We start from the raw sequence: 22,468 nt of genomic DNA, 5'->3' as shown, positions 1-22,468 counted from the left end.
GACGCGCTGATTCCGGGCTGCGCGATCACCGGCATCGCGGACTTCTCCTGATGCGCCGGGCGGCGGACTTCCGGCACTGGCCTCCGGCGCTGGCGCGCACGCTGACGCTGCCGCGCACCAATGTTTTCCACAATGCGCAGGTGTCCGCCGCCCGCTATCCCGACAAGCCGTTCATCATCTTCTACGACAGTGTGCTGACCTTCGCCGGATTCCTGGCGGAGGCGGAGGCGCTGGCCGGTCATTTGCAGCATGTATGCGGCGTGAAGGCCGGGGATCGCGTGCTGCTGTACATGCAGAACAGCCCGCAATGGGTGCTGGCCTTCTACGCCATCCTGCGCGCGAACGCGGTCGTCGTGCCGATCAACCCGATGAACCGCACCGACGAGTTGCGCCGCTATATCGACGACACCGGCGCGGCGGCCGCCTTCGTCGCGCAGGATCTGCTTGGCGAGATGCTCCCGTTGCACCGGAAATCCGCCGATCGGGGCCTGCGGCATGTCGTCGTTGCGACCTATAGCGACCATCTGACCAGCCCCACCGACCTGCCGGTGCCGGAGTTTGTCGCCGCGCCGCGCGACGTGCCGGAGATTGACGGGGTGGCGGCATGGACCGATGCGCGCGCGGCGGGGGATGCGCCCGGCCCGCTCACCGCCGGTCCCGACGACCCCTGCGTCATGCCCTACACATCGGGCACGACCGGCCTGCCCAAGGGATGCGTGCACACGCACAGCAGCGTGATGAGCACGCTGATAGGCGGGGTGGCGTGGTTCAGGCGGACGCAGGATACGGTGTATCTGTCGGCGTTGCCCTTCTTCCATGTCACCGGCATGTCGAGCAGCATGAACGGGCCGGTCTATGCCGGGGCGACGATGGTGCTACTCGCCCGCTGGGACCGTGAGGTCGCCGCGCGCTGCATCGAACGCTACCGCATCGATACGTGGCAGTCGATCACCGCGATGATGGTCGATTTCCTCGCCAACCCGGACCTTGCCCACTATGACCTGTCGAGCCTGCAAGTGGCACGCGGCGGGGGCGCGGCCATGCCCGCAGCGGTGGCGCTGCGCCTGAAGGAGCTTGTCGGCCTGGATTATGTCGAAGGCTACGGCATGTCCGAGACGATGGCCGCCACCCACCTGAACCCGCCGCAGCGGCCCATGCCGCAATGCCTGGGCATCCCGGTATTCGATGTCGACGCCCGCATCGTCGACCCCGAAACGCTGCGCGAACTTCCGCAGGGCGAGAGCGGCGAGATCGTCGTCCATGGTCCGCAGGTGATGCAGGGCTATTGGAACAATCCCGAGGCGAACGCGGCCGCGTTCATCAAGATCGACGGCAAGTCCTTCCTGCGCACCGGGGATCTCGCGATGGTGGACGAGGACGGCTATTTCTTCATGACCGACCGGCTGAAGCGGATGATCAACGCTTCCGGCTACAAGGTCTGGCCCGCCGAGGTGGAGGCGCTGATGTATCGCCATCCCGCGATCCTGGAAGCGTGCGTCATCGCGGCGCGGGACGCGAAGCGCGGCGAGACGGTCAAGGCGCTGGTCGTGCTGCGTCCGGGGCATGCCGCGAGCGAAAGCGAGATCGCGCAATGGTGCCGCGAGCACATGGCGGTGTACAAGGCGCCGCGCATCGTCGCGTTCATGCCCTCGCTGCCGAAATCCGGCACGGGCAAGGTGATGTGGCGCGCGCTTCAGGAAATGGAGGATCAGGCAGGCTGATCCGGCCTTCCTGACAGGCGGCCTTCTGCACCAGCGCGATTTCGCCCGCCGCATCGGCGGGCTTTTTCCGTTAGAGCGATTTCGAAGCGATCGGGAACGATCGCTGGTTAAGAAATCGCGGCAAACACAGTGCTGCTAGGGGCCTCGCAAAACAGGCTGCCCCAAACGACATGGCCCGCCCGGTTGTGCCGGGCGGGCCATGCTTCCCGATACTTGCCGCGATCAGAACCGGAAGGTCGCGGACACGCCATAGGTGCGGGGATCGCCCTCGGCCTTGCGGACCGCGGTGCTGCCCGGGAACACCCCATTGTTAAGCCCCAGGGGGCCGCCCAGCGGCTGGTACACGGCCGCATAGCTGTAGGAGGTGCCGGTGAGATTGCGCCCGAACACCGAGGCCGACCAGCGATTGTCGGGGCCGTTCACCGTGAAGCGCGCGCCAAGCAGGACATAGCCGTCCTCAAACAATTGCCGGTTATTGTCGGTGGTGGTGCCGATATTCTGGTCGGAAATCAGCGCGAGGTTGGTGTTGAACGCCCAGTTCAGCCCGCCCGATCCGATATCGCCCGAAAGATCGACGCCGAAATTGCCCGACCATTTCGGTGAGAAAGTCGCGGGCGCGCCCTTCAGATCTTGCGTCTGGCCCTGATTGGGCAGCCCCAGGCACACGGCGGGAATCACGCCCGCCGCATTTTTTGCGCAGCCCGGCAGCCCCGCCGCGAACGGGAAGCTGGTGAAGTTCGAATCGAGATAGGCGACCGAGGCGCTGAACTTGAGCCAGGGCGCCGGCGCGAGCGTCGTGTCGAATTCGAAGCCCTGCTGGCGCAGATTGCCCGCATTGCGGATCACGAAACCGGCGCCGTCATAGCTCTTGTCCTGATAGCCGGCGATGTCCATCCGGTAGAAGGTCAGGTTGGTCGTCAACGCCCGGTCGAGCCAGCGGGCCTTGATCCCGAACTCGTAATTCTTCACGGTTTCCTGATCGAACAGACGCTTGGTCGAGACGAGATTGCCGTTCGCGTCGACGACGGACAGCGAGGTCGGGCCGCCGCTGGAACTGTAGCCGCCCGATTTATAGCCGGTGGAATAATTGGCGAACAGCATGACGTCGTCAACCGGCTCATAGTTCAGGCTGATGCGATAGGTGAAACGGCTGCCCTTGAGATTCGGGAAGGTCAGCGTCTCCGGCGCACGCAGCACGCGCGTGAACAGGCTCGAAGCCTGATTGTAGGTGCCGCTCTTCTTGTCCTGGGTCCAGCGGCCGCCGAGCGTGAGCGACAGCGTGTCGGCAAGGTGGAAGGTCGCCTGACCATAGCCGGCGATGCTCTTGACGGTCTGCGTCACCCGCTGGTTCGCCGCATTGACGCCGCCGGTGGCGGCACGATACGCTTCGCAGTCCGCCCTCGACGCGGGGGAAACCGCCGTGGCCGAGACCAGCGTCGTGCAATATTGCGCGTTCATGTCGAACGCCTCACCCAGCACGAAATCTTCCTTGAAATAATAGAGGCCGCCAACGACGTCCAGCAGCCCGCCAAGCCAATCGCCCTGGGGCGAGATGAACTGCAACTCGTGGCTCTGGCTGTTCGACGAATATTGGCCGACGCGCGAGACAACCGGCCGGGGCGTGAACAGGATATCGCCGTCAAGCTGGCGGCTGCGCCATTCACGGTAGCTGTTGATCAGGCGCAGCGTCGATCCACCCGCCAGTTCGTAGGACAGCGTGCTGTTGACGCCCCAATTCTTGTCATCGAAATTGGCGGTGATGTAGGTGTTGGCGGTGCGGTCCCCGAACACCGTGTCGGGAAGCAGTCCAGCGGCGGCCAGCGAGGCGAGCGCCGCCGGGGACACGCTGCGCGGGTCGAGATCGTTATTGTTCTGGCCGTCGCCCTTCATCCGCGAATAATCGGCGCGCACGATCCATTCGAGCGGCCCGGATTCGAATTTGGCCGTGCCGCGAAAGGCATAGTCGTCACTGCCGCCGAAGGTGCGGCCGTCGAGCTTGTTGTGCCAATAGCCGTCGAACCACTGGCCCATTCCGGCAAAGCGCAGCGACAGCTTGTCATTGACCGGCAGGTTGATGTTGCCGCTCAGCCTCTTTCGGTCCGCTGTGCCATATTCACCGCTGATCTCGCCCGAAAAATCCTTGGTGGGCAAGGCCGGATGCAGCGACAGCGCGCCGACGCTGGCGTTGCGGCCGAACAGCGTGCCCTGCGGGCCGCGCAACACTTCGACGGCCGAAACGTCAAGAAAGTTTCCAAGCACCGAACCAGCGCGCGGGATATAGATGTCGTCCTGAAATATCGCGACGCTGGGTTCGATCAGCGAATTGCCGGCCGCGCCGACGCCGCGAATATTGACGTGCACCGCCGCGATCGAAGAGGAACGGGCCGCCTGGAAGTTGGTCGCGACGCGTCCCAATTCCTGGACATTGATAACACTGGCCTTTTCGAGCGTATTGCCAGAGAAGGCCGCGATGGAGATCGGGACTTTCTGGACGCTTTCATCGCGCTTCTGCGCGGTAACGACGATGTCCTCGTTGCTGACCGCCGGCGTATCGGCGGCAGGCCCGGTTTGCTGCGCGAGCGCCGGCGTTGCGGCACTGAGCGCCAAAGCCATTGCGGCGCGGCTCACACATATATGCATCTGGTTGAAGTGCATTTTCGTTCCTCCCCATTTGTTGTTTGCAGAAAATACTAAGCTGATGGATGCGCCCGGAATCCACAATTGATGCCAGATTTTTGACAATTGAAGCCACGTTTTCCGCGACTTCAGTCCTATATCGTCAATATCCATTTCTTATTATTATAGACCGAGATAGTCTCGGCGATAGGCAGGACTAACTTTCCGGCGAATGCGATGCCGGACTTTGTTAGCGGTAGCGGGATAATGGGACCCGCTTATTTCACTGACCGTCCAGGCTTTTCGCCAGGTCGGCCAGATAGGTTTTCCGGGCGAGGAAAAAGACCAGCGCGGAAAGCAGGCAGACCACGGGAAGCAGGCGGATGGCCCCCAGCAGCCCGATATGGTCGGCAAACCACCCGGTCAGGATCGGTCCCGGCGCGAAGCCGAGCAGGTTGTTGGCCAGCGTCAGCGTGGCGAAGGCGGTGCCATGGATGGCGAGCGGCGTCAGGTTGGCGACCATGGCCCCGACCGGCCCTGTGGTACCGGAGACGAGAAACATGGCGATGGCCAGCAACCCGAGTTGCGCCGCGCCCGGCGCGCATTGCATGGCGAGCGTCAGGGCTGTCGCCGAACCGAGGCAATAGGCGACCGCCAGCGCGACCTTGCGTTCCGGGCGACCTCGCGACATCCGGTCGCTGGTCATGCCGCACAGGACCATGCCCACGCCGCTGACCATGAACAGCATCGCCGCCGTATGTCCGGCCCGATCCACCGGCATCCCATAATAGCGGCCGAAGAAGGCGGGCAGCCAGGCCGGCAGCGATCCTGCGCAGAACAATTGCAAGCCGCTGCCGATATAGGCAAGGATGACGGTGCGGCTGGCGAACAGGCTGCGCAGCGGCGGACGGGGCGTCGCGGCCAAGCCCTGATCTATGGTCCTTGGACCGTCATGGAGCGCCGCGATCCGCTTCTCGCGCACCACCAGCGGGAATATCAGCGCCAGCAGAAGGCCGAAAAGCCCGATGATCAGGAATGCCGCCCGCCAGCCGTGACTGGCGGCGATCTGCCCGCCCAGCGCCACGCCCAGCACCTGCCCGAACAAGCCCCCCGCCATGAAGGCCGACGCCAGCGTGGCGCGCATGTGCCGGGGAAAAACGCTGATGACCAGCGCGATCCCCACGCTGCCATAAGCGGCCTCGCCGACGCCGACCAGCAGGCGGGCGCCCAGCATCTGGCCATATGTCTCGGCCACGCCGCATAGCAGCGTTGCCAGGCTCCACAACACCGCCATCGCGGCCAGACTCTTCACCCGTCCCCAGCGGTCCGCGAGCATCGAGAGCGGAAAGGTCAGCAGCCCGACCATGAGCGCGACCACGCCGGACAGCAGCCCCAGTTCGCGGTCGCTCAGGCTCCATTGCGCCTTGAGCAGCGGAAAAACGGCGTTCAACACTTGCCGCGACATATAATCGGAAATCAGCAGGCCGAAGGCGAGCGCAAACACTATCCAGCTGTAGGTGTAGGCGCGGGAAGGTCCCTCATGGGAACCGGCCCCGGCCTGCGCCTGAATTACTGTCGCCATCCTCTTCTCTCCTGATCACGACCGCACGGTTTTCCCATGTCGGCCATTGGATTCATCCGTTTCGTTCGGCCCGTACCTCAGTCACTTCCATTGCTTTCAGCCATGATGGCCGATCTTATCGTAACGGCAGGCCCGCAAGAACTGCCCCTGTCCGCTAAACCATGAACACCGAAGAGCCGATGGTCTTGCCCGCCTCCAGATCGCGGTGCGCCTGCACGCAGTCGGCAAGTTCGTAACGCTGCCCGATCTCGACCTTGATCCGCCCGGCGGCCAGATGGCCGAACCATTGGCCCGAAAGCTCGGCGCGTTCGGCCGGATCGGCGTAATAGTCGGCAAAGGCCGGGCGGGTGAAATAGACCGAACCCTGCCTTGCCATCTTGAACGCATCGATCGGCGGGAACGGCCCGGATGCCGTGCCGCAGCCGACCAGCACGCCGCGCCGCTTCAGGGATTGGAGCGAGGCTTCAAACGTATCCTTGCCGATGCTGTCGAACACCGTGCTGACGCCCTCGCCGTTGGTCAGATCCTTGACCCGCGCGACAACGTCTTCATTGCGGTAGAGGATGACGTCGTCGCAACCGAATGCGCGGGCCTTGGCGGCCTTTTCCTCGGTCGACACGGTGCCGATGACGCGCAGGCCCATCAGCTTCGCCAATTGCACTGCCAGCAGTCCGACCCCGCCCGCGGCCGCGTGAAGCAATATGGTGTCGCCCGACTTCAGCCAGGGGTTGGTCCGCGCCAGCCAGTAAGTCGCCGACAGGCCGCGCATGGTCGATGCGGCCGCTTGCTCGAAGGACACCGTATCGGGCAGCTTGAACAGCACGGCCGCAGGCATGACGCGCTCCGTGCTGTAGGCGCCGAGCGGGCTGCCATTATAGCTGACGCGGTCACCCACGGACCAGCCGGTGACGCCCTCGCCCACGGCCAGGATCGTTCCGGCCGCCTCCACCCCCATTCCGGCCGGCAGCGGCACGGGATAATAGCCCGAACGGAAATAGGTGTCGGCGAAGTTGCAGCCGACCGCACCGTGGCGCACGCGCACTTCGCCGGGACCCGGATCGCCGACCGCGACGTCCTCGATCTTCAGGACTTCCGGTCCGCCGGTCTCATAGAAGCGCACAGCCTGTACCATGACCCTGGATCTCCCCGATATTGCCGGACCTTGCTTACAATCTTCCGCGCTTGCATTATGTACATTCCGTGCCATTATTTTGACAATTCATGCCAGCCAGACGGGAGAAGGCAATGGCCGAGCTGGTGCGCGCGGCGGTATTGAGCGGCTATTTCATGGCGATGGAGGCGCTGGGGGCCGATCCCCTGCCCCTGCTGCGGGAAGTAGGCCTTTCGGAGAAATTGCTGTCGAACCCCGAACAGACGATTTCCCGCCGTGCGGCGACGCGGCTGGTGGAACGCGCCGTGGACGTCACGGGCTGCATAACCTTCGGCCTGCGGATGGCGGAGAGCCGGGGGCTGGCCAACCTGGGCGCGACAAGCCTGCTGATCGCCCACGCGGCGAATTTGCGCGATGCGCTGGCGGCGCTGAACCGGTATCGCGACCGGATCAATTCCAAGCTGGTGCTGCAAATCGTGGACATGGACGACGAAATCCTCATCCGTCAGGATTTCGCGGCGGGTGGGTCGGAGCCGTCGCGGCATTCCTACGATCTGGCGCTGGGCGTGCTCGCCCGCCTTTGTACCGAGCTGTTGGGGGAGAGCTGGCGCCCGAAACTGGCCTGCTTCACCCATGAGCCGCCGCCCGCCGCCGAATTGCCGATCTATCGCCGCCTGTTCCGCTGCCGCGCGGAGTTCAATTCCGAATTTTATGGTCTGGTGCTGGATGCCGGTGATCTCGACCGTCCCAGCCAACATGCCGACAGCGCGCTGGCCGAACATGCCCGCAAGCTCATAGAGTCGGCGATGAGCCCGGAACCGCAGAGCCTGATCCAGCAGGTCGAACAATCCATGCTGCTGCTGATGCCTTCGGGGCGCGCGACGATCCAGACCTGCTGTTCGCTCATCGGCGTGAGCGTCCGCACCCTGCAACGCACGCTGGATGCCGAAGGAACGACTTTCAGCGAACTGGTCGATCGGTTGCGGACGCAATTGTCGGTCCAGTATCTCGCCAATCCTCACAACCGGATCACCGATGTCGCCGCCATGCTGGGTTATAGTTCGATCAGCGCCTTCAGTCGCTGGCATGTGCAGACTTTCGGCATGACGCCCAAGGAGCGGCGCAAGGGCGCGAAGATCATGACCGCCAGCCGCTCCTGATGCGGCGGCCGCGCCCCGTTGGCGCCGATTGTCAAAATAATGGCACGGAATGTGGAAAATCCATGAGCCGACGGCTGTAGGTCTGGACCACGGAAATGGGGAGAGCCTTTCTTAAAAAAGGCTGCGATCATTTTGTGCGCCCCAGGGCTTCTTGTTGGAGATGGATTCATGAATTTTCTCGACGGCCACCTGTATCCTGAGAACCAGCAGCCCCTGATCATCACGGCCGCGCCCTATGCGCCGGGCTGGATACCCTCCGACTTCCCCGAAGACATTCCCGTGACGATGGAGGAGCAGATCCAGAAGGCGGTGGATTGCTACGAAGCCGGCGCCACCGTGCTGCATCTGCATGTCCGCGAGGCCGATGGCCGGGGCAGCAAGCGCCTGTCCATGTTCAATGAACTGATCGCCGGCGTGCGCAAGGCCGTGCCGGACATGGTGATCCAGGTGGGCGGCTCCATCAGTTTCGCGCCGGAAGACGATGGCGCGACCGCCAAGTGGCTGAGCGACGACACGCGGCATATGCTGGCCGAACTCGATCCCAAGCCCGATCAGGTGACCGTGACCGTCAACACGACGCAGATGAATGTGACCGAACATGCGGGCATAGACGATTTCAAGGGCGTTTCGCGGGGCTTCCCGCACCTTTACGCAACCTACAAGGACATGATCGTCCCTTCGAACCCGAGCTGGGTCGAGGAGCATATCCGCCGCCTGTCCGCCGCCGGCATTCAAAGCGAGTTCCAGTGCTACAACATCAACAGCTTTGAAACGATCGAGCGGATGATCCGCCGGGGCGTCTACAAGGGGCCGCTGGTGATGAACTGGGTCGCGATCAGCGGCGGCATGGATCAGGCGAACATCTACAATCTCGCCAACTTCCTGCGGGCCGCGCCCGACGGCGCGATTATCACGGTGGAAAGTTCGGTGCTGAACGTGCTGCCCGTGAACATGATCGGCATGGCGCTGGGCCTGCATGTGCGGTGCGGCATCGAGGATGTGCTCTGGAATCAGACCCGCACGGGCAAGATGAGTTCCGTCGAGCAGATCAAGCAGTTGGTGCGCATAGCCGGTGAATTTGGCCGCCCCATCGCGACGGGGAAGCAGGCGCGCGAGATCATGCAGATCGGCGTCTTCTACGAAACGGCGGAGGAGACGCTGCGCGCCAATGGCTTCGCGCCCAATCGCAATGGCGGCAACCAGGGTTTCCTGCGCAAGCCGGACTGAACTTCATCTATCAGGGACGCCGCAAAGGGAATTCCCAAAGCATCGTGCGGAAAAGTGGGAGAGCCGGAGGCACGTGACTCCGGCTCTCCGGAGGCACGGGACTCCGATCTCGGTTTTTCCGCATAAAAGGATGCAACAACAAAAACTGAGAGCGAGCGCTGCGGCGATCAAAACCGCAGCGTTCGACCAAGCCGGCCGTCTGGCGCCGCAAACCAATCCATCACCTTGTCGTGCAACAAAGTCGACCTCACGTCGCGCGCAGCGCTTCGCGACAATCGACCTTTTTCAGAGCGATGGACATGTCTGCAAGCTGCGTCCGATCCGGCATGGCGCCCTTGATGATCAGCGAACGCGCGCCCATGAAATCCTTGGGGCTGTTGATCGCATCTATCGAAATGATGCGGCCTTCCTTCAAATATAGGGCGGCAAATGGACCGTCCTGACTGTCGCCCCGGACGATGATTTCGTCGGCATCCTTGTTCAGGCCCGCCGATTGCAGCTTCAGGTCGAACTGATCGGACCAGAATGTCGGCAGCGCCCTATATTCCGTCGGGGCGTCCATGATGGTGTCCGCCGCGATCGCCGCGGAGTCCATTGCGTGCTGCACGGACTCGAGCCGCCACAGCCCGCCTGCGAAATCGTTCGGATGCCGGGCGCAATCTCCGATGGCCAGAACAGCCTCGGCCGAGGTGCGGCAATATTCGTCCACCAGCACGCCGCTGTCGCAGGCAATACCCGCCTTTTCGGCAAGCGTCGCCTCGGCATCGATGCCGATCCCCACGATCGCGAGATCGACCGGAATGTCCTCACCCGAAGCAAGCCGGACGGCCGACACGCGCCCTTCGCCGACAAAAGCGGCCACCTGCGCTCCAAGGTGCAACGCCACCCCGCGCGCCCGATGCTGGCGCTCGAAAAAGTCGGAGACGATGGGCGAAGTCACCCGCTGGAGGACCCTGTCCTGCGCCTCGATAACTGCCACGTCATGGCCCATTTCACGCGCCGCAGCGGCCACTTCCAGCCCCACATAGCCAGCCCCGATGATCCCCAGCCGGCCGCCGTTTTCCAGCCCGTGGCGGATCGCGTCCACGTCGGCCACGGTGCGGAGATAGTGAATGCCGCCAAGCTCCGATCCTGGACAGACGAGGCTGCGTACCTTGCCCCCGGTAGCCAGAACGCACCACTGGAAGGCGATGGCCCGGCCATCCTCCAGTTCGACCTGCTTATGCGCCGTATCCAGAACGCTGACACGGCAGCCCAGTTCGAAATGCACCTGCTGCTCTGTCCAATAGGCATTGTCGCGCAGCAGAAGCCGGTCGATCTGCATGTTGCCGATCAAATAAGCCTTGGACAAAGGGGGGCGGTCATAAGGCAGCGTGGGCTCATCGCTCACGACGGTGATCGTTCCCGAAAAGCCCTTCTGCCGGAGCGAAATGGCCAGATGGGCGCCCGCATGGCCACCACCGATCACAAGGACGTCCGTAGCGATTCGTTCGTTCAATTCGATTCTCCCAGATCCTGTCGACGCAGCCAGCCGGCTTTGCGGCACTGGTCGGCTACCCGAGGCAGGTTTCGCCATTTCGACGTGCTGGCTTTGAATCTGGGCTTAAAATTTCGCCGCCACTATCCCGTTTTCGCAATCCTTGCCCCGCCTATGCGACATTCTTCCAGCCGCCGCTTGACCAAATCGGAAAAATAGAGCGTCCTTGCGAAAGGGACGAGGAGATAGCGACATGATCTGTTGCGTGACGATGGTGGCTTTGAACAGGCACGACAGGGCGTGCCCGATGGCGCATGTTTCGGTTTCGGGCCTATCGCCGATCAACCCCACCCACACAGATGATCGCCGGAAACCGGCATGCTGACGGATATGCCCGTGCCCAGCCGTTTCTGGAACGGGGAAGCGCTGCCCCTGATCCAATGGAACAGGTTCAGCAGCACCGACGCTGGCGAAGTCGAAGCGCATATGAGCCGGATGTTCTGCCCACACCGGCTGGACGTGCGGGGCGGCAGTCCCCCCATCGACTTTCGCCATAACCAGGCGCAGCTCAGGGCTTTGACGTTCAACGCGCAGGATTACGGCAACCCGTTCGGCCATATTTCCATCGACGTGCCCCAGATGGGACAGAATTACCTTGTGCAATTCTCGCTGAACGGCACGTCATTCATCACGCATGATCATGACAGCTTCAGCCTGGCGCCAGGCCAGATGTGCGTGCTCGCCCCAAATGCCCATTTCAGCCAGACATTCGAGGCGGGCTACAGGCATTTCACCATCAAAATCCCCAAAGCCGATCTTGAGCGCATATTGTCGCAGGAGCTGGGGTTCAATCCTGAAGAGCTGGTGTTTTCGACGCGGCCCGTCCCGCTGGTCGGCGCAGCGCAGGCCTTCGCCCACCTCGTCCGCACGATCTGCGACGATATTGACTATGGGGTTGCGGGCTACACCCATCCGCGCGCCAGCGGGTCCGTGGAAGACACGCTGAAGCGGCTTTTGCTGGCAGCCGTGCCGCACAATCATTCCGATCTGTTTGACGCCGCACCGGCCGGTCCTGCGCCCTATTATGTCCGGCGCGTGGAGGACTATATCCGCAGTCATGCATGCGAACCGATTTCGCTCGACGAGATGATCGAGGTTTCCGGCATCAGCGCCCGTTCGCTGCACGCCGGTTTCCGGCGCTTCCGGGGCGTGACGCCGATGGGTTATCTCAAGAATGTCCGCCTTGAGCTGGCCCGCAAGATGCTGCTGGAGGGCGTCGAGGAAGGGCATAACGTCACGGATGTCGCACTCGCCTGCGGCTTCAGCCATCTGAGCAAATTCGCGCGGGATTATGCCGACCGCTTCGGCGAGCGCCCCTCAGCCACCTTGCGGCAGCTGAAGGGCTGAAAGCCTGTCACAGCGCGATATGAACCGCGCCGTCGACGATCTCGACGGCGTAGGTCTTGAGCGCGATCGAACAAGGCGCTGCGCAGGCGGCGCCGGTCCGGATGTCGAAGCTGCCCAGATGGTAGGGGCAGACGATCTTCCCGTCCTCTATCTCCCCTTCCGCCAGCGACGCCTCGCCATGGGTGCACAGATCGTCGGTGGCGAATATCTCGCCATCGAGCAGATAGACCGCGATTCCATGTCCGTCGTCCAGTTCGGCCCGCAGAATCTCGTCTTCGCTCAGTTCATCGACCGCGCACAACCGGATCATTGATCGAACGCCTTCCTGAGGCTCCAGGGCGGCATCGCCACCCCCTGTATCCGCAAATCCAGCTTCACCGATGCAAATTTCCATAGATTATCCTCATATCTTGCGATGCTGTCGTACCAGCCGCCCAGCCAGCGATCTTCCTGCCCGTCGCCCTCGGCCATCGTGGACAGTTCCCACAGATACCAATGGCATCGCGCGGACCGCGCGTCTTTCGCGAGCTCGACATAGGGCGCGATCATATAGTGGATCGACCAGAGCACTTGCGTGGCGGCGATCCCGGCCAGTCCAGCGGCGATCGCCGGAGCGCCGTGAAAGGTTGCAAAGCCTTCCGCCGACCAGACGGCATCCTCATGAAAGAGGGGCTGCATCATCGCAGGGTCGTTTTTGCGGTCGGCGCCGTGGGCGTAGCGCGCAACGAGATCGGAAATCTCGTTGCGCGCCTCGATCCGGAACAATCGTTCCTCAACCGACAGGGGAAGCGTTGCGCTCATATCAGGCCACGGACATCGGACTCAGCCCGCGCCAGGTATCCTGTCCACCATGCACGGCGATGAACCGCCCCTCCTCGAAGGCATAGGGCACGCCCGTCGAACCGGCATAAAGCTCGATGTGCGGCGCGACTTCGGCGAGCGACAAAGCGAGATTGTAGAGGGCATGATGGCTTTCCGGCAGTTGCCCGAGCGGAAATCGGTCGACTTCCGCCAGCGCGTCGGGAAGCCGCGCCAGCATCTGGTCATAAAATGCGCGCAATTCCGCCCTGGACGATGCCTGCCGCTTCTTCTGGCGCTGGTCGGCCGTCGGCAGGTTCCAGTCGAGGCAGGTGGACAGATCTTCGAACCCGGCGGGCAATTCAGCTTGCGTCATGGTCGCGTCTCCCTCAGGCGTTGACATATTCATCGACAATGGCGGCGCTGTGCCGGATGAGAATTTCGTCATCCTGCAAATTCTGCACCATCTTGGCGCGCGACTGCATCGCCCGCTGCGTGTCCTCCATGGTGGCCGTGTCCTCCAGCCAGGCGTTGCGCTGAAGCGTAATGGCATGTTCCGTCGCCCAGCGTTCGGCGTTGGTCTTGGGCGGACGGACATAATAGCGCCCTTCCCACAGCGTCCGGTTATGAGCGATCGGCCAGAACTGGTGGGTGAACCAGATGCCTTCCGATACGTGGATGAGCGTGTTGGGGAACAGCACGCTCAGTTCGAACGCGAAGTCATCCCGCTTGTCGGGGTTGATCGCCGGCGGCAGCATCGTTTCGGCGCGCTGCGTGACAAGCGAAGCGCCCGCGATGGAATTGGCGATGCCGGCGACGGGGGTGGGCGTCGCGCCCAGCGTCAGGCACACCGCGCAGGTCCGGTGCGGCCCCATCAGCTTCACATTCTGAAGGCCGGTGGAAAAAGTGTTGGGGAAGGAGCCGGCATGGATGGTGTCGACATGATAGGCTTCCGCAAAGGCGTCGTGCGCGACCTTCCAGTTGCATTCCAGCTCGGTATGATAAGTGAACTGATAGCTGAGTTCGGCAAAGGGGAAGCCGGCAAAATGTCCGGCATAGTCACCCAGGAACTCGACCAGGCTGTTGTCGGGCGTTTCCGCCAGATTGACGAAGATGAAACCTTCCCAGAAATCGACATGGATCGGGGACAGGCCGTTCTGTTTCTTGTCGAAGCACTGATAGAAGCGTTCTTCGCTGGGCACATGCTTCAACTCGCCGTCCGCGCCATAGACCCATCCGTGGAAACGGCAGGTGACGATTGCCGCCTTGCTGCGACCGAAAGTTTCCGGTCCGGTTTCGGTCACGACGGTATTGCCGCGATGCGCGCAGCTATTGTGATGGGCGCGCACGACATCATCCTTGCCGCGCATCAGGATGATCGATGTGTCTGCCGCAGCAAGGCGCTTGACCTTATAGTCACCCTTGTTCGGTATTTCGTCCGTCCGGCCTACGCAGAGCCATACCTTCCTGAAGATCTTCTCGCGCTCCCGTTCGTACCAGTCCGGTGCGATATAGGGCTCGATCGGGATCGGTCCCGAGCCGAGTTCGGGATGCTCGTTCAACCATCGGTGCGGATCGTTCATACTGCTGTCCTTGTAGGTTCGACCGATCGCTGACGGTCGAATGGCCGAGTTGCTGACGGAATAATGTCGGCGCGCGCCATGGCTTGCTAGCCCATCTCCGTGTCCGTTAGCCTGCGGCGGCAGCAAAGGCGCGACGGCGGGAAAAGCGCGGCGATCCGCTTTGTTGCGCGCTTCGCACTCCATCGCGCTCAGATGTTCAACTCCGCAGGAACAGGCTAGCGCTCGGGCGGCATCTGCGTTCGATTATGTGCACGCGTCCTAGGGCGGACGTCATAGCAGTAGCAGGAGCAACAAAAACCGATCCGACGCGGGAAGCGCAGCCGGGCGGGCGGACTAGGGTGTGTGGGGATTGAGTTCAGGGTGAGGCGAAAATGGTGGCGTTCGAGAACCGGCGCGCAGCGTACTTAAGGTACGTGAGCACCGGACGCGCAGAAAGCCGCAATTTGCAGCCCGCCATGGACTGAATCCCCGGACGCCCTGCAACGATAAACATAATCAACAGAAAATAGGGAGCCGTTATGAATTCATATGTCTGCAAACGCACATTTACCGGCCGCCGCGCGTTGTCGCTGCAATCCGGATCGTTCCAGGCCCTGATCGCCGGTCTGGCGCTCGTCGGTCTGAGCCATGGCCCATCCGCATTCGCGCAGCAAGCGTCGGAAGACGCGGCCAGCCGGACTGGCGGCGTTGAGGAAATCGTCGTCACGGCCCGCCGCCGCGCGGAATCGCTGCAGGACACGCCGATCTCGATCTCCGCCGTCACCTCCGAAGGGCTGTCGCAGCGCGGCATCGACAATGTCACGCAGATCGGTGACTTCACCCCCAATGTGAAGTTCAACAGCTCCGTGCCGGTGTCCGCCAGCAACGCCACCGCCGCCATCTTCATTCGCGGCATCGGGCAGAACGACTATCAGTTGTCCGCCGATCCCGGCGTCGGCCTGTACCTGGACGGCGTCTATATTTCGCGCGGCGTGGGCAATGTGCTCGACGTCCTTAATGTCGAGCGGATCGAGGTATTGCGCGGACCGCAAGGCACGCTGTTCGGCCGCAACACCATCGGCGGCGCCGTCAGCGTCGTGACGAAGAAGCCCGCCGATAAACTGGGCGCCAGCCTCGACCTGACCACGGGCAGCTTCAACCGCGTCCAGATCAAGGGGTCGATCGATGTTCCGCTGGCCGATGGCGTCTATACCAGCCTGTCGGGCTTCTATCATATGCGCGACGGCTATGTGAAAGGCACCGTGCCGCTGGCCCCCGACCTGGGCGACACCAACACGATGGCCGGTCGCTTTGCGCTGAGGCTGGAGCCCACGAGCACCCTGTCGATCAACCTCGCGGTCGACGGCACGCGATCGCGCGAGAAATCGGCGCCCAACGTCATGCTCGCGGTCGATGAAAATGCACCGGCGGCGCAAGTCTGGAACAGCGCCTATTCCGGCGCGGCCAGCATCTGCGCCGACCCCTCCAACCCGGCGCGCCTGTCGGACACGCGCTGCTACAACAGCCAGTGGGCCCAGGCGCCCTACCGGCATGGCGGCACGTTCCGGACGATTTCCGACACCTTCAATAATTTCGGCAGGCGCCGGTATGAATCGGCGTCCGATCTGAATATCTGGGGCGTTTCCGGCACCGTCGAATGGAAACTGGGCGACGGCATCACCGCGAAATCCATCACCGCCTATCGCAAGGTGACGGGCTTCTGGACCCGTGATTCCGATCATAGCCCGGCCAGCATCGTCCAGACCAAGAGCGACTGGAAACAGGATCAGTTTTCGGAGGAATTCCAGCTGCTGGGTGACGCCTTCGACAGTCGTTTGAACTGGGTTGTCGGCGGATATTACTCCAAGGAAAGCGGTAACCACGAAGACCTCGTCAATATCATCGACGCCGTCTTCATGAGCGGCGCGATCCTGGATGGACGCAGCCTTGCCGCCTTCGGTCAGGCGACCTTCGAGATTGTCCATAATCTGAGCCTGACGGGCGGCATCCGCTGGACCGAGGACAAGAAGACCTTCGACAACGGCAATCAATATGTCGTCGAGGCCGGCTTCCTGACAGGCCAGCCCTTCAACCCGGACGGCTCGGGCTTGCAGAATGGCGACCCGCTGATGGGACCGCGTGCGCGCAAGACGATCAAGGACCGCGCCTGGACGCCGATGGCCAGCCTTTCCTATCGCTGGTCGCCCGAATTCCTGACCTATGCGTCCTACTCCCAGGGGTTCAAGGGCGGCGGCTTCACCCAGCGCGTCTTCCCGCCCTTCGCCACTATCCCCTCGTTCCGGCCGGAAACGAGCACGACCTATGAAGTCGGCTTCAAGTCCGACCTGCTGGGCCGCCACCTCCGCCTGAACGGGGCCGCGTTCGTCAACGATTATGACGATCTGCAGATCACCGTGAACGATCCGATCCTCGGCTTCGCGCCCATCATCCAGAATGCCGCGAAGGCGCGCATCAAGGGCTTCGAACTCGAGTTGCAGGCACGGCCGACCGAAGAACTGAAGCTGGAGGCAGGTCTGGGCTATCTCGACGCCCAATATCGGCAGGTCGACATCCGCGCGCTCAATGCCGGCGTGACCAAGGACACGCATCTGCAAAATGCGCCGAAATGGACGCTGAGCGCGGGCGCCTCCTATGACATCGATGTCGCGGGAGTGGGCAAGTTCACGCCGCGCGTCGACTGGTCCTACCGTTCGACGGTCTACAACGACGCGGTGAACAGCCCGTTGCTGATCCAAAACGGCTATCATCTGGTGAACGCGTCGATCGCCTATCGCGACGAGCCGGATACTTGGCTGATCACGCTCGGCGTCAAGAACCTGACCAAGCAGAAATATCTGGGATCGGGCTTCGTCGACTCGTTCGGCGGGATCACCGAGGGCGCCTATGGGCGGCCGCGCGAATGGTTCCTGAGCGCTCGCCGCACCTTTTAAGACATGGGGCGCCGGTCCGGGTTCGGCCGACCGGCGCCCCTCCAATCAGGACGGAAAACTATGCCCGATACATTGCAAGAGCGGATTGCACGGCTGGAGGCGTTGCGCGCCATCGACACGCTGATCGTCGACCTTTCGCGCGCTTTCGACGCCGGTCCGTCCGCCGAGATGCTGCGACCGCTTTTCACAGACGATGCGTCGTTCAAGATCGATCAATATGGCACGCTTTCAGGCGGTGACAGGATCGCGCAGGGTGTCGCGGGGAATGCCGATCAGGGTTTCAAATGGACCCTGCATTACCTTGTTTCGCCAAAGGTCACGCTGGCCTCCACCGGCAACCATGCAGCGGTCGAGTTCATGCTGTGGGAAGTGGCAACTTCGGCGCAGGGCCGGGCCTACTGGATTGGCGGACGCTATGTGGCGACAGCGGTGAATAGTGGGGAGTGCTGGCAGTTCCGTTCGCTCGAACTCCAGGCCGATCTGATCTCTCACTATCCCGAAGGCTGGAACGCCAAGCCGGACGCACTCGCGGACGCATAAGATGCCCGCGGCAGAACTTATCTAATATTCGGAGAGTTAATGATGACCACAGGGATGACAGCAGCGGACTTGGCCCACACCGCCCGCAGTTCGGAGGATATCCGCCACGAACTGGGTGTTGATCCGGTGTCGGTGCGTTCGATCAGGGACCCGGCCATATACGAGCTGGAGCGCGAAAAAATCTTCAAGAAGACCTGGCTGAAGGTCGCCACCAGTTGGGAACTGCCCAAGGTGGGCGACTATAAGGTCAAGGAACTGGCCGTCGCCAATGCCTCCGTTCTGATCGTGCGCGGCAAGGATGGCCAGATCCGCGCCTTCCACAATGTCTGCACCCATCGCGGCAACAAGGTTGTGCCGACCACCGGCTTCGAAACCTTCGGCCGTTCGCGCGCCAATGTGGTGACGTGCCGCTTCCACGGCTGGGTCTTTTCCACCGACGGGCCGCTGCGGTCGGTGCCGATGAAGGAACGGTTCGGCAAGCTCGACTCGGCCTGTCTTGGTCTGCGCGAAATCCATTGCGACATTTGGGAAGGCTTCGTCTTCATCAATTTCGATGCGGAACCGGCACAGTCGCTGACCGAATATCTGGGAGACTTCGGGAAGCTGTTCAGCGGCTATCCCTATGAAGAATCGACCACCGCCTTCCGCTATTCGACGGTGCTGAACTGCAACTGGAAGGTCGCCCATTATGCCTTCAGCGAAGGCTATCATGTGCCGACGATCCACGCGGGATCGCTGCCGGGCTTCCAGGGCATCGAGCATACCGACTTCAAGCTGATGGGGCCGCACGCGTCGTCCACCATCTATGGCGCGGGCATGGACACGGCGCCCTCGACGCTCGCCTTCGCCTCGATGCTCAGCACCACCGAGCGCCACCGGCCGCGCCCCGACCAACTGCCGCCGGCGATTAACCCGGAACGGCGGGCCGATTTCCAGTTCGAGCTGCCCAACCTCTTCCCCAACTTCATCATCCATCTGGCGTCGGGCTGCGGCTATCCGGGCATGTCCTTCTTCACGCACCAATTCTGGCCGCTCGACCATGGGCGGACGCTGTGGGAAGGCATCAACTATTTCCGCCCCGCGCAGACCGCAGCGGAACAGGTGGCGCAGCAGCATGTGAACGCGCTGCACCGCAACGCCTGGCTGGAAGATACCGCCACCATGGAAGACACATTTTCAGGCATCATGTCCGGAACGATCGATGAAATGCAGTTGATGGATCAGGAATTCCTGATCCGCCACGCCGCGCGCACCCTCGACACCTTTCTCGCGGCTTGAGGAAAAGACCGATGACCAATCCCATCCTTCCCGCCCCGTTCACCGACCTTGCGCCGCTTGCCGCCCATTGGGCAAGGCCCAGCGAGAATGAACGTAGCGAAATCCGCTGGTCCGCCAGCGCTGATGATTTCAAGGCATTGTATGAAGCAATGATGCCGCGTCTTGACGACATCCTTGCCCTGCTGTCGCAGCACCCCGCAACCGACATGCCCGAGGAAGTGCGCAACCTCTTCCTGCTGGCCTGCGCCTTCGCCGAAGCCTCTCCGCATCATGAACTGTACCGGGGCAGCAGCGCGGTGCCCTACAGCTTCGATGCAAGGCGCTTCGTCCGCACCGACGGCGACGTCGCGCTCTGAACGCGCCGAAGATGGATAGGCTTCAGGATCGTCCACGTCCCATGCTGTTTCAGCCCCTCACCATCGGGGGGCTGACACTGGCCAATCGCATCGTCATTGCCCCCATGTGCCAATATTCGGCAGTCGACGGCTGCATGACCGACTGGCACATGATGCATCTGGGGCAACTGGCTCAATCGGGAGCGGGATTGCTGACGATCGAGGCGACGGCCGTATTGCCGGAGGGCCGTATCACCTATGCGGACACCGGCCTGTATGACGATAGCACCGAAGCGGCGATGGGCAGGGTTCTGGGCGCGCTGCGGCGCTGGTCCTCCATGCCGGTGGCGATCCAGCTGGGCCATGCGGGGCGCAAGGCCTCGCAAGACCTGTTGTGGACCGGCGGGCGTCAGATTGCGCCGCAGCACCCTCATGGCTGGCAGACCCTTGCCCCCTCCGCCCTCGGCTATGATGAGGGGCAGGCGCTTCCCCATGCGCTGGACCGTTCAGGTTTGGCGGAAATCAGGAAGGCCTTCGCCGCTGCGGCTTGCCGGGCGGCCCGGCTGGGCATCGATGCGATCCAGTTGCATGGCGCGCACGGCTATCTGCTGCACCAGTTCCTGTCGCCGCTGTCCAACCACCGCACCGATGAATATGGCGGCAGCCTCGCCAATCGGATGCGCTTTCCGTTGGAGATTTTCGACGCGGTTCGCGCCGCGTTTCCCGCGGATCGACCGGTGTCGATGCGCGTATCGGCGACGGACTGGATCGCAGATGGATGGCAGGTCGAGGACACGATCGCCTTCGCTCAGGCTCTGGAAGCACGGGGGTGCGCCGCCATCCATGTGTCCAGCGGCGGCCTGCACGCGAGCCAGACTATCCCGGTTGAGCCCGGCTATCAGGTGCCTCTCGCCAGCATGGTGAAGCAGGCGGTCCGAATGCCCGTCGTGGCGGTGGGCCTGATCACGCAATTCGATCAGGCGGAGGCGATATTGCGTGAGGGCGACGCCGATCTGATCGGCGTCGCGCGGACCATTCTCTACGATCCGCGCTGGCCATGGCGCGCCGCCGACCATTTCGGCGTCCAGATGGAAGTTGCCGATCAATATCTGTTCGCTGCGCCATTCGGGCGCAAGTCGTTGTTCCGGGCGCGCTCCGGCAGCGGAGCCGCGCCGGCTTAGCCCGAAAGCGCAGCCGATCGCATCTGGTTGTTACAAACTGCGAGGCCAGCCGTGCCGCCCCTTTCGCCACGAAGCCGGTGCGGTAACCTCCCGACAAACGAGAATGAGGGTAGTTCCATGTCTGACGCAGCATCGCATATCGAAGTCTATGATTACAGCGGCGGCATCGTCGGGCCGGGGATCGAGCCGGCCGGTACGGTGAAGGACGGCGGCACCATCCGAACCGGCACCCCGCCCGGCTGTTGGGGCCCCATGATCACGCCGAAGTTTCAGGGCGGTCATGAAGTGACGCGTCCCGTCTTTGTCGAAGGCGCGGAAGTCGGCGATGCGATCGCGATCAAGCTGAAGACCGTTCAGGTGACGTCGCTCGCCACCTCGTCGGGCGTGATGGAATTTGTGGAGGGCCGCTATCTGGGCGATCCCTTCGTCGCGAAACTCTGCCCCAGCTGCGGCGCGACCAGCCCCTCCAGCCATATCGAAGGCATAGGTGAGGAAGCGGTGCGGTGCGACAACTGCGGCGCGGAAGTCAACGCGTTCCGTTTTTCGAATGGCTATGTCATCGTCCTCGACCGCGAGAACAAGGTGTCGCTGACCGTCGACAAGCATGTCGCCGAACGCATCGCGGCCGACGCGCGCCATGTCGCCGCCATGCCCGAACAGTCGAACCAGCATTCCATCCTCGCCCTGGCGCGCGCCGACATATCCGGGCTGGCGAGCCGTGTGCGGCCGTTTCTGGGCAATATCGGCACCATCCCCTCGCGCGATCTGCCCGATTCCCACAATGCGGGCGATTTCGGCTCATTCCTGATCGACGCCCCCCATGGCTACAGCTTCACGCAGGAAGAGCTGAACGAGCACAAGACCGATGGTCACATGGACACCAATTCGGTCCGTGAAGGCGCCATTCTCATCTGCCCGGTGAAGGTGCCGGGCGGCGGCATCTATATGGGCGATATGCATGCCCAGCAGGGCAATGGCGAGATTGCGGGCCACGCCACCGACGTGTCGGGCGTCGTCGAACTGGAAGTGAAGGTCATCAAGGGCCTGAAGCTGGATGGCCCGGTCCTGCTGCAACATCGCGAGGATCTGCCGTTTCTGGCGCAACCGATGAACAGCGAGGAAAGCGCGGCGATCAAGCGGCTGGCCGAAAACTATGGCCAGCAATCGATCGAGGACAATGCGCCGATCACTTTCATAGGATCGGGACGTACGCTCAACGATGCCACGGACAACGGCCTCGCCCGTGCGGCGCAAGTGACTGGCCTGCCCTATGACGAGATACTGAACCGGGCCACGATCGCTGGCTCCATCGAGATCAGCCGCCTCCCCGGCGTGGTCCGGGTCACCTTCATGTGTCCGACGTCCATATTGGAGCGGATGGGCGTGGCCGAACTGGTCCGCGAGCAATATGGGGTGCGGTCCTGATCCGTGTTGACCGGATCGCCTTCCTCCGCCGGCGCGCCGCCCATAGCACAATATCTCTCGTCCATTCATGACGATGACCGTTGAAATTCCAAGATGC

At 62.6% G+C, this 22,468-nt stretch carries 18 protein-coding genes; 10 read left to right on the top strand and 8 right to left on the bottom strand.

From position 1 onward, the window contains the following. The first annotated feature begins 50 nt into the window (after positions 1 to 50). Positions 51 to 1,721: a long-chain fatty acid--CoA ligase gene (locus tag F7P65_RS14180; protein WP_150292805.1), complete on the top strand. Its 1,671-nt coding sequence runs from the start codon at positions 51 to 53 to the stop codon at positions 1,719 to 1,721. Positions 1,722 to 1,943: 222 nt separating this feature from the next. Here F7P65_RS14180 and F7P65_RS14175 read toward each other — a convergent pair whose 3' ends face one another. The 3 genes from F7P65_RS14175 to F7P65_RS14165 form a co-directional block, all read right to left on the bottom strand. Further along, on the bottom strand, positions 1,944 to 4,334 hold the full coding sequence (locus F7P65_RS14175) for a TonB-dependent receptor (protein WP_162854630.1): 2,391 nt from the start codon (positions 4,332 to 4,334) through the stop codon (positions 1,944 to 1,946). Positions 4,335 to 4,620: 286 nt separating this feature from the next. Next, on the bottom strand, positions 4,621 to 5,919 hold the full coding sequence (locus tag F7P65_RS14170) for an MFS transporter (protein ID WP_150292801.1): 1,299 nt from the start codon (positions 5,917 to 5,919) through the stop codon (positions 4,621 to 4,623). A 154-nt stretch (positions 5,920 to 6,073) separates the two neighbouring features. Then, entirely contained in the window at positions 6,074 to 7,051 is a 978-nt protein-coding gene (locus tag F7P65_RS14165; protein ID WP_150292799.1) for a quinone oxidoreductase family protein, read from the bottom strand. A 113-nt stretch (positions 7,052 to 7,164) separates the two neighbouring features. Here F7P65_RS14165 and F7P65_RS14160 point away from each other — a divergent pair, with 113 nt between their 5' ends. Together F7P65_RS14160 and F7P65_RS14155 are read left to right on the top strand one after the other, a co-directional pair. Continuing rightward, complete coding sequence (locus tag F7P65_RS14160; RefSeq protein ID WP_162854629.1) at positions 7,165 to 8,190, top strand: AraC family transcriptional regulator; 1,026 nt, start codon at positions 7,165 to 7,167, stop codon at positions 8,188 to 8,190. A gap of 168 nt (positions 8,191 to 8,358) precedes the next feature. Next, positions 8,359 to 9,417, top strand: coding sequence for a beta-keto acid cleavage family enzyme (locus F7P65_RS14155; protein WP_150292795.1), 1,059 nt, complete (start codon positions 8,359 to 8,361; stop codon positions 9,415 to 9,417). A gap of 247 nt (positions 9,418 to 9,664) precedes the next feature. On the opposite strand, the gene F7P65_RS14150 is transcribed toward F7P65_RS14155, so the two are convergent. After that, entirely contained in the window at positions 9,665 to 10,915 is a 1,251-nt protein-coding gene (locus F7P65_RS14150) for an NAD(P)/FAD-dependent oxidoreductase (protein ID WP_162854628.1), read from the bottom strand. A 357-nt stretch (positions 10,916 to 11,272) separates the two neighbouring features. On the opposite strand from F7P65_RS14150, the gene F7P65_RS14145 reads away from it, so the two are divergent. Then, a complete protein-coding gene (locus F7P65_RS14145) occupies positions 11,273 to 12,301 on the top strand; it encodes an AraC family transcriptional regulator (protein WP_150292791.1) in 1,029 nt (342 codons plus the stop codon). A gap of 7 nt (positions 12,302 to 12,308) precedes the next feature. Here F7P65_RS14145 and F7P65_RS14140 read toward each other — a convergent pair whose 3' ends face one another. The 4 genes from F7P65_RS14140 to F7P65_RS14125 are packed head-to-tail and all read right to left on the bottom strand — an operon-like array spanning position 12,309 to position 14,682. Then, positions 12,309 to 12,611: a non-heme iron oxygenase ferredoxin subunit gene (locus F7P65_RS14140; RefSeq protein ID WP_150292789.1), complete on the bottom strand. Its 303-nt coding sequence runs from the start codon at positions 12,609 to 12,611 to the stop codon at positions 12,309 to 12,311. Next, positions 12,608 to 13,102 carry a nuclear transport factor 2 family protein gene (locus tag F7P65_RS14135; protein ID WP_150292787.1) on the bottom strand — a complete coding sequence of 165 codons (495 nt, stop codon included), beginning with the start codon at positions 13,100 to 13,102 and terminating at the stop codon, positions 12,608 to 12,610. Before F7P65_RS14135 ends, F7P65_RS14140 begins: the two co-directional genes overlap by 4 nt. Position 13,103: 1 nt before the next feature. After that, positions 13,104 to 13,475, bottom strand: a complete 372-nt coding sequence (locus tag F7P65_RS14130; protein ID WP_150292785.1) for a hypothetical protein — start codon at positions 13,473 to 13,475, stop codon at positions 13,104 to 13,106. Between the two features lie 13 nt (positions 13,476 to 13,488). Then, positions 13,489 to 14,682, bottom strand: a complete 1,194-nt coding sequence (locus tag F7P65_RS14125) for an aromatic ring-hydroxylating oxygenase subunit alpha (RefSeq protein WP_150292783.1) — start codon at positions 14,680 to 14,682, stop codon at positions 13,489 to 13,491. 518 nt (positions 14,683 to 15,200) lie between these two features. Here F7P65_RS14125 and F7P65_RS14120 point away from each other — a divergent pair. From F7P65_RS14120 to F7P65_RS14095, 6 genes are all read left to right on the top strand, one after another. Next, the gene (locus F7P65_RS14120; protein WP_150292781.1) at positions 15,201 to 17,612 is read left to right on the top strand and encodes a TonB-dependent receptor; all 2,412 of its coding nucleotides are present in this window, start codon (positions 15,201 to 15,203) and stop codon (positions 17,610 to 17,612) included. Between the two features lie 60 nt (positions 17,613 to 17,672). Further along, positions 17,673 to 18,152, top strand: coding sequence for a nuclear transport factor 2 family protein (locus tag F7P65_RS14115; protein WP_150292779.1), 480 nt, complete (start codon positions 17,673 to 17,675; stop codon positions 18,150 to 18,152). Between the two features lie 39 nt (positions 18,153 to 18,191). Next, positions 18,192 to 19,430, top strand: a complete 1,239-nt coding sequence (locus tag F7P65_RS14110) for an aromatic ring-hydroxylating oxygenase subunit alpha (RefSeq protein ID WP_240334304.1) — start codon at positions 18,192 to 18,194, stop codon at positions 19,428 to 19,430. 11 nt (positions 19,431 to 19,441) lie between these two features. Continuing rightward, positions 19,442 to 19,786, top strand: coding sequence for a hypothetical protein (locus F7P65_RS14105; protein ID WP_150292775.1), 345 nt, complete (start codon positions 19,442 to 19,444; stop codon positions 19,784 to 19,786). 41 nt (positions 19,787 to 19,827) lie between these two features. Beyond that, complete coding sequence (locus F7P65_RS14100) at positions 19,828 to 20,946, top strand: NADH:flavin oxidoreductase/NADH oxidase (protein ID WP_240334303.1); 1,119 nt, start codon at positions 19,828 to 19,830, stop codon at positions 20,944 to 20,946. A gap of 117 nt (positions 20,947 to 21,063) precedes the next feature. Beyond that, positions 21,064 to 22,371, top strand: coding sequence for an acetamidase/formamidase family protein (locus tag F7P65_RS14095; RefSeq protein ID WP_150292771.1), 1,308 nt, complete (start codon positions 21,064 to 21,066; stop codon positions 22,369 to 22,371). Positions 22,372 to 22,468: the final 97 nt, after the last annotated feature.

It is taken from the genome of Sphingobium estronivorans (assembly GCF_008692605.1).
Taxonomy (GTDB): Bacteria; Pseudomonadota; Alphaproteobacteria; order Sphingomonadales; family Sphingomonadaceae; genus Sphingobium; species Sphingobium estronivorans.
The sequence above is the reverse complement of the archived record's forward strand: the minus strand, read 5'-3'. Positions and strand labels throughout refer to the sequence as shown.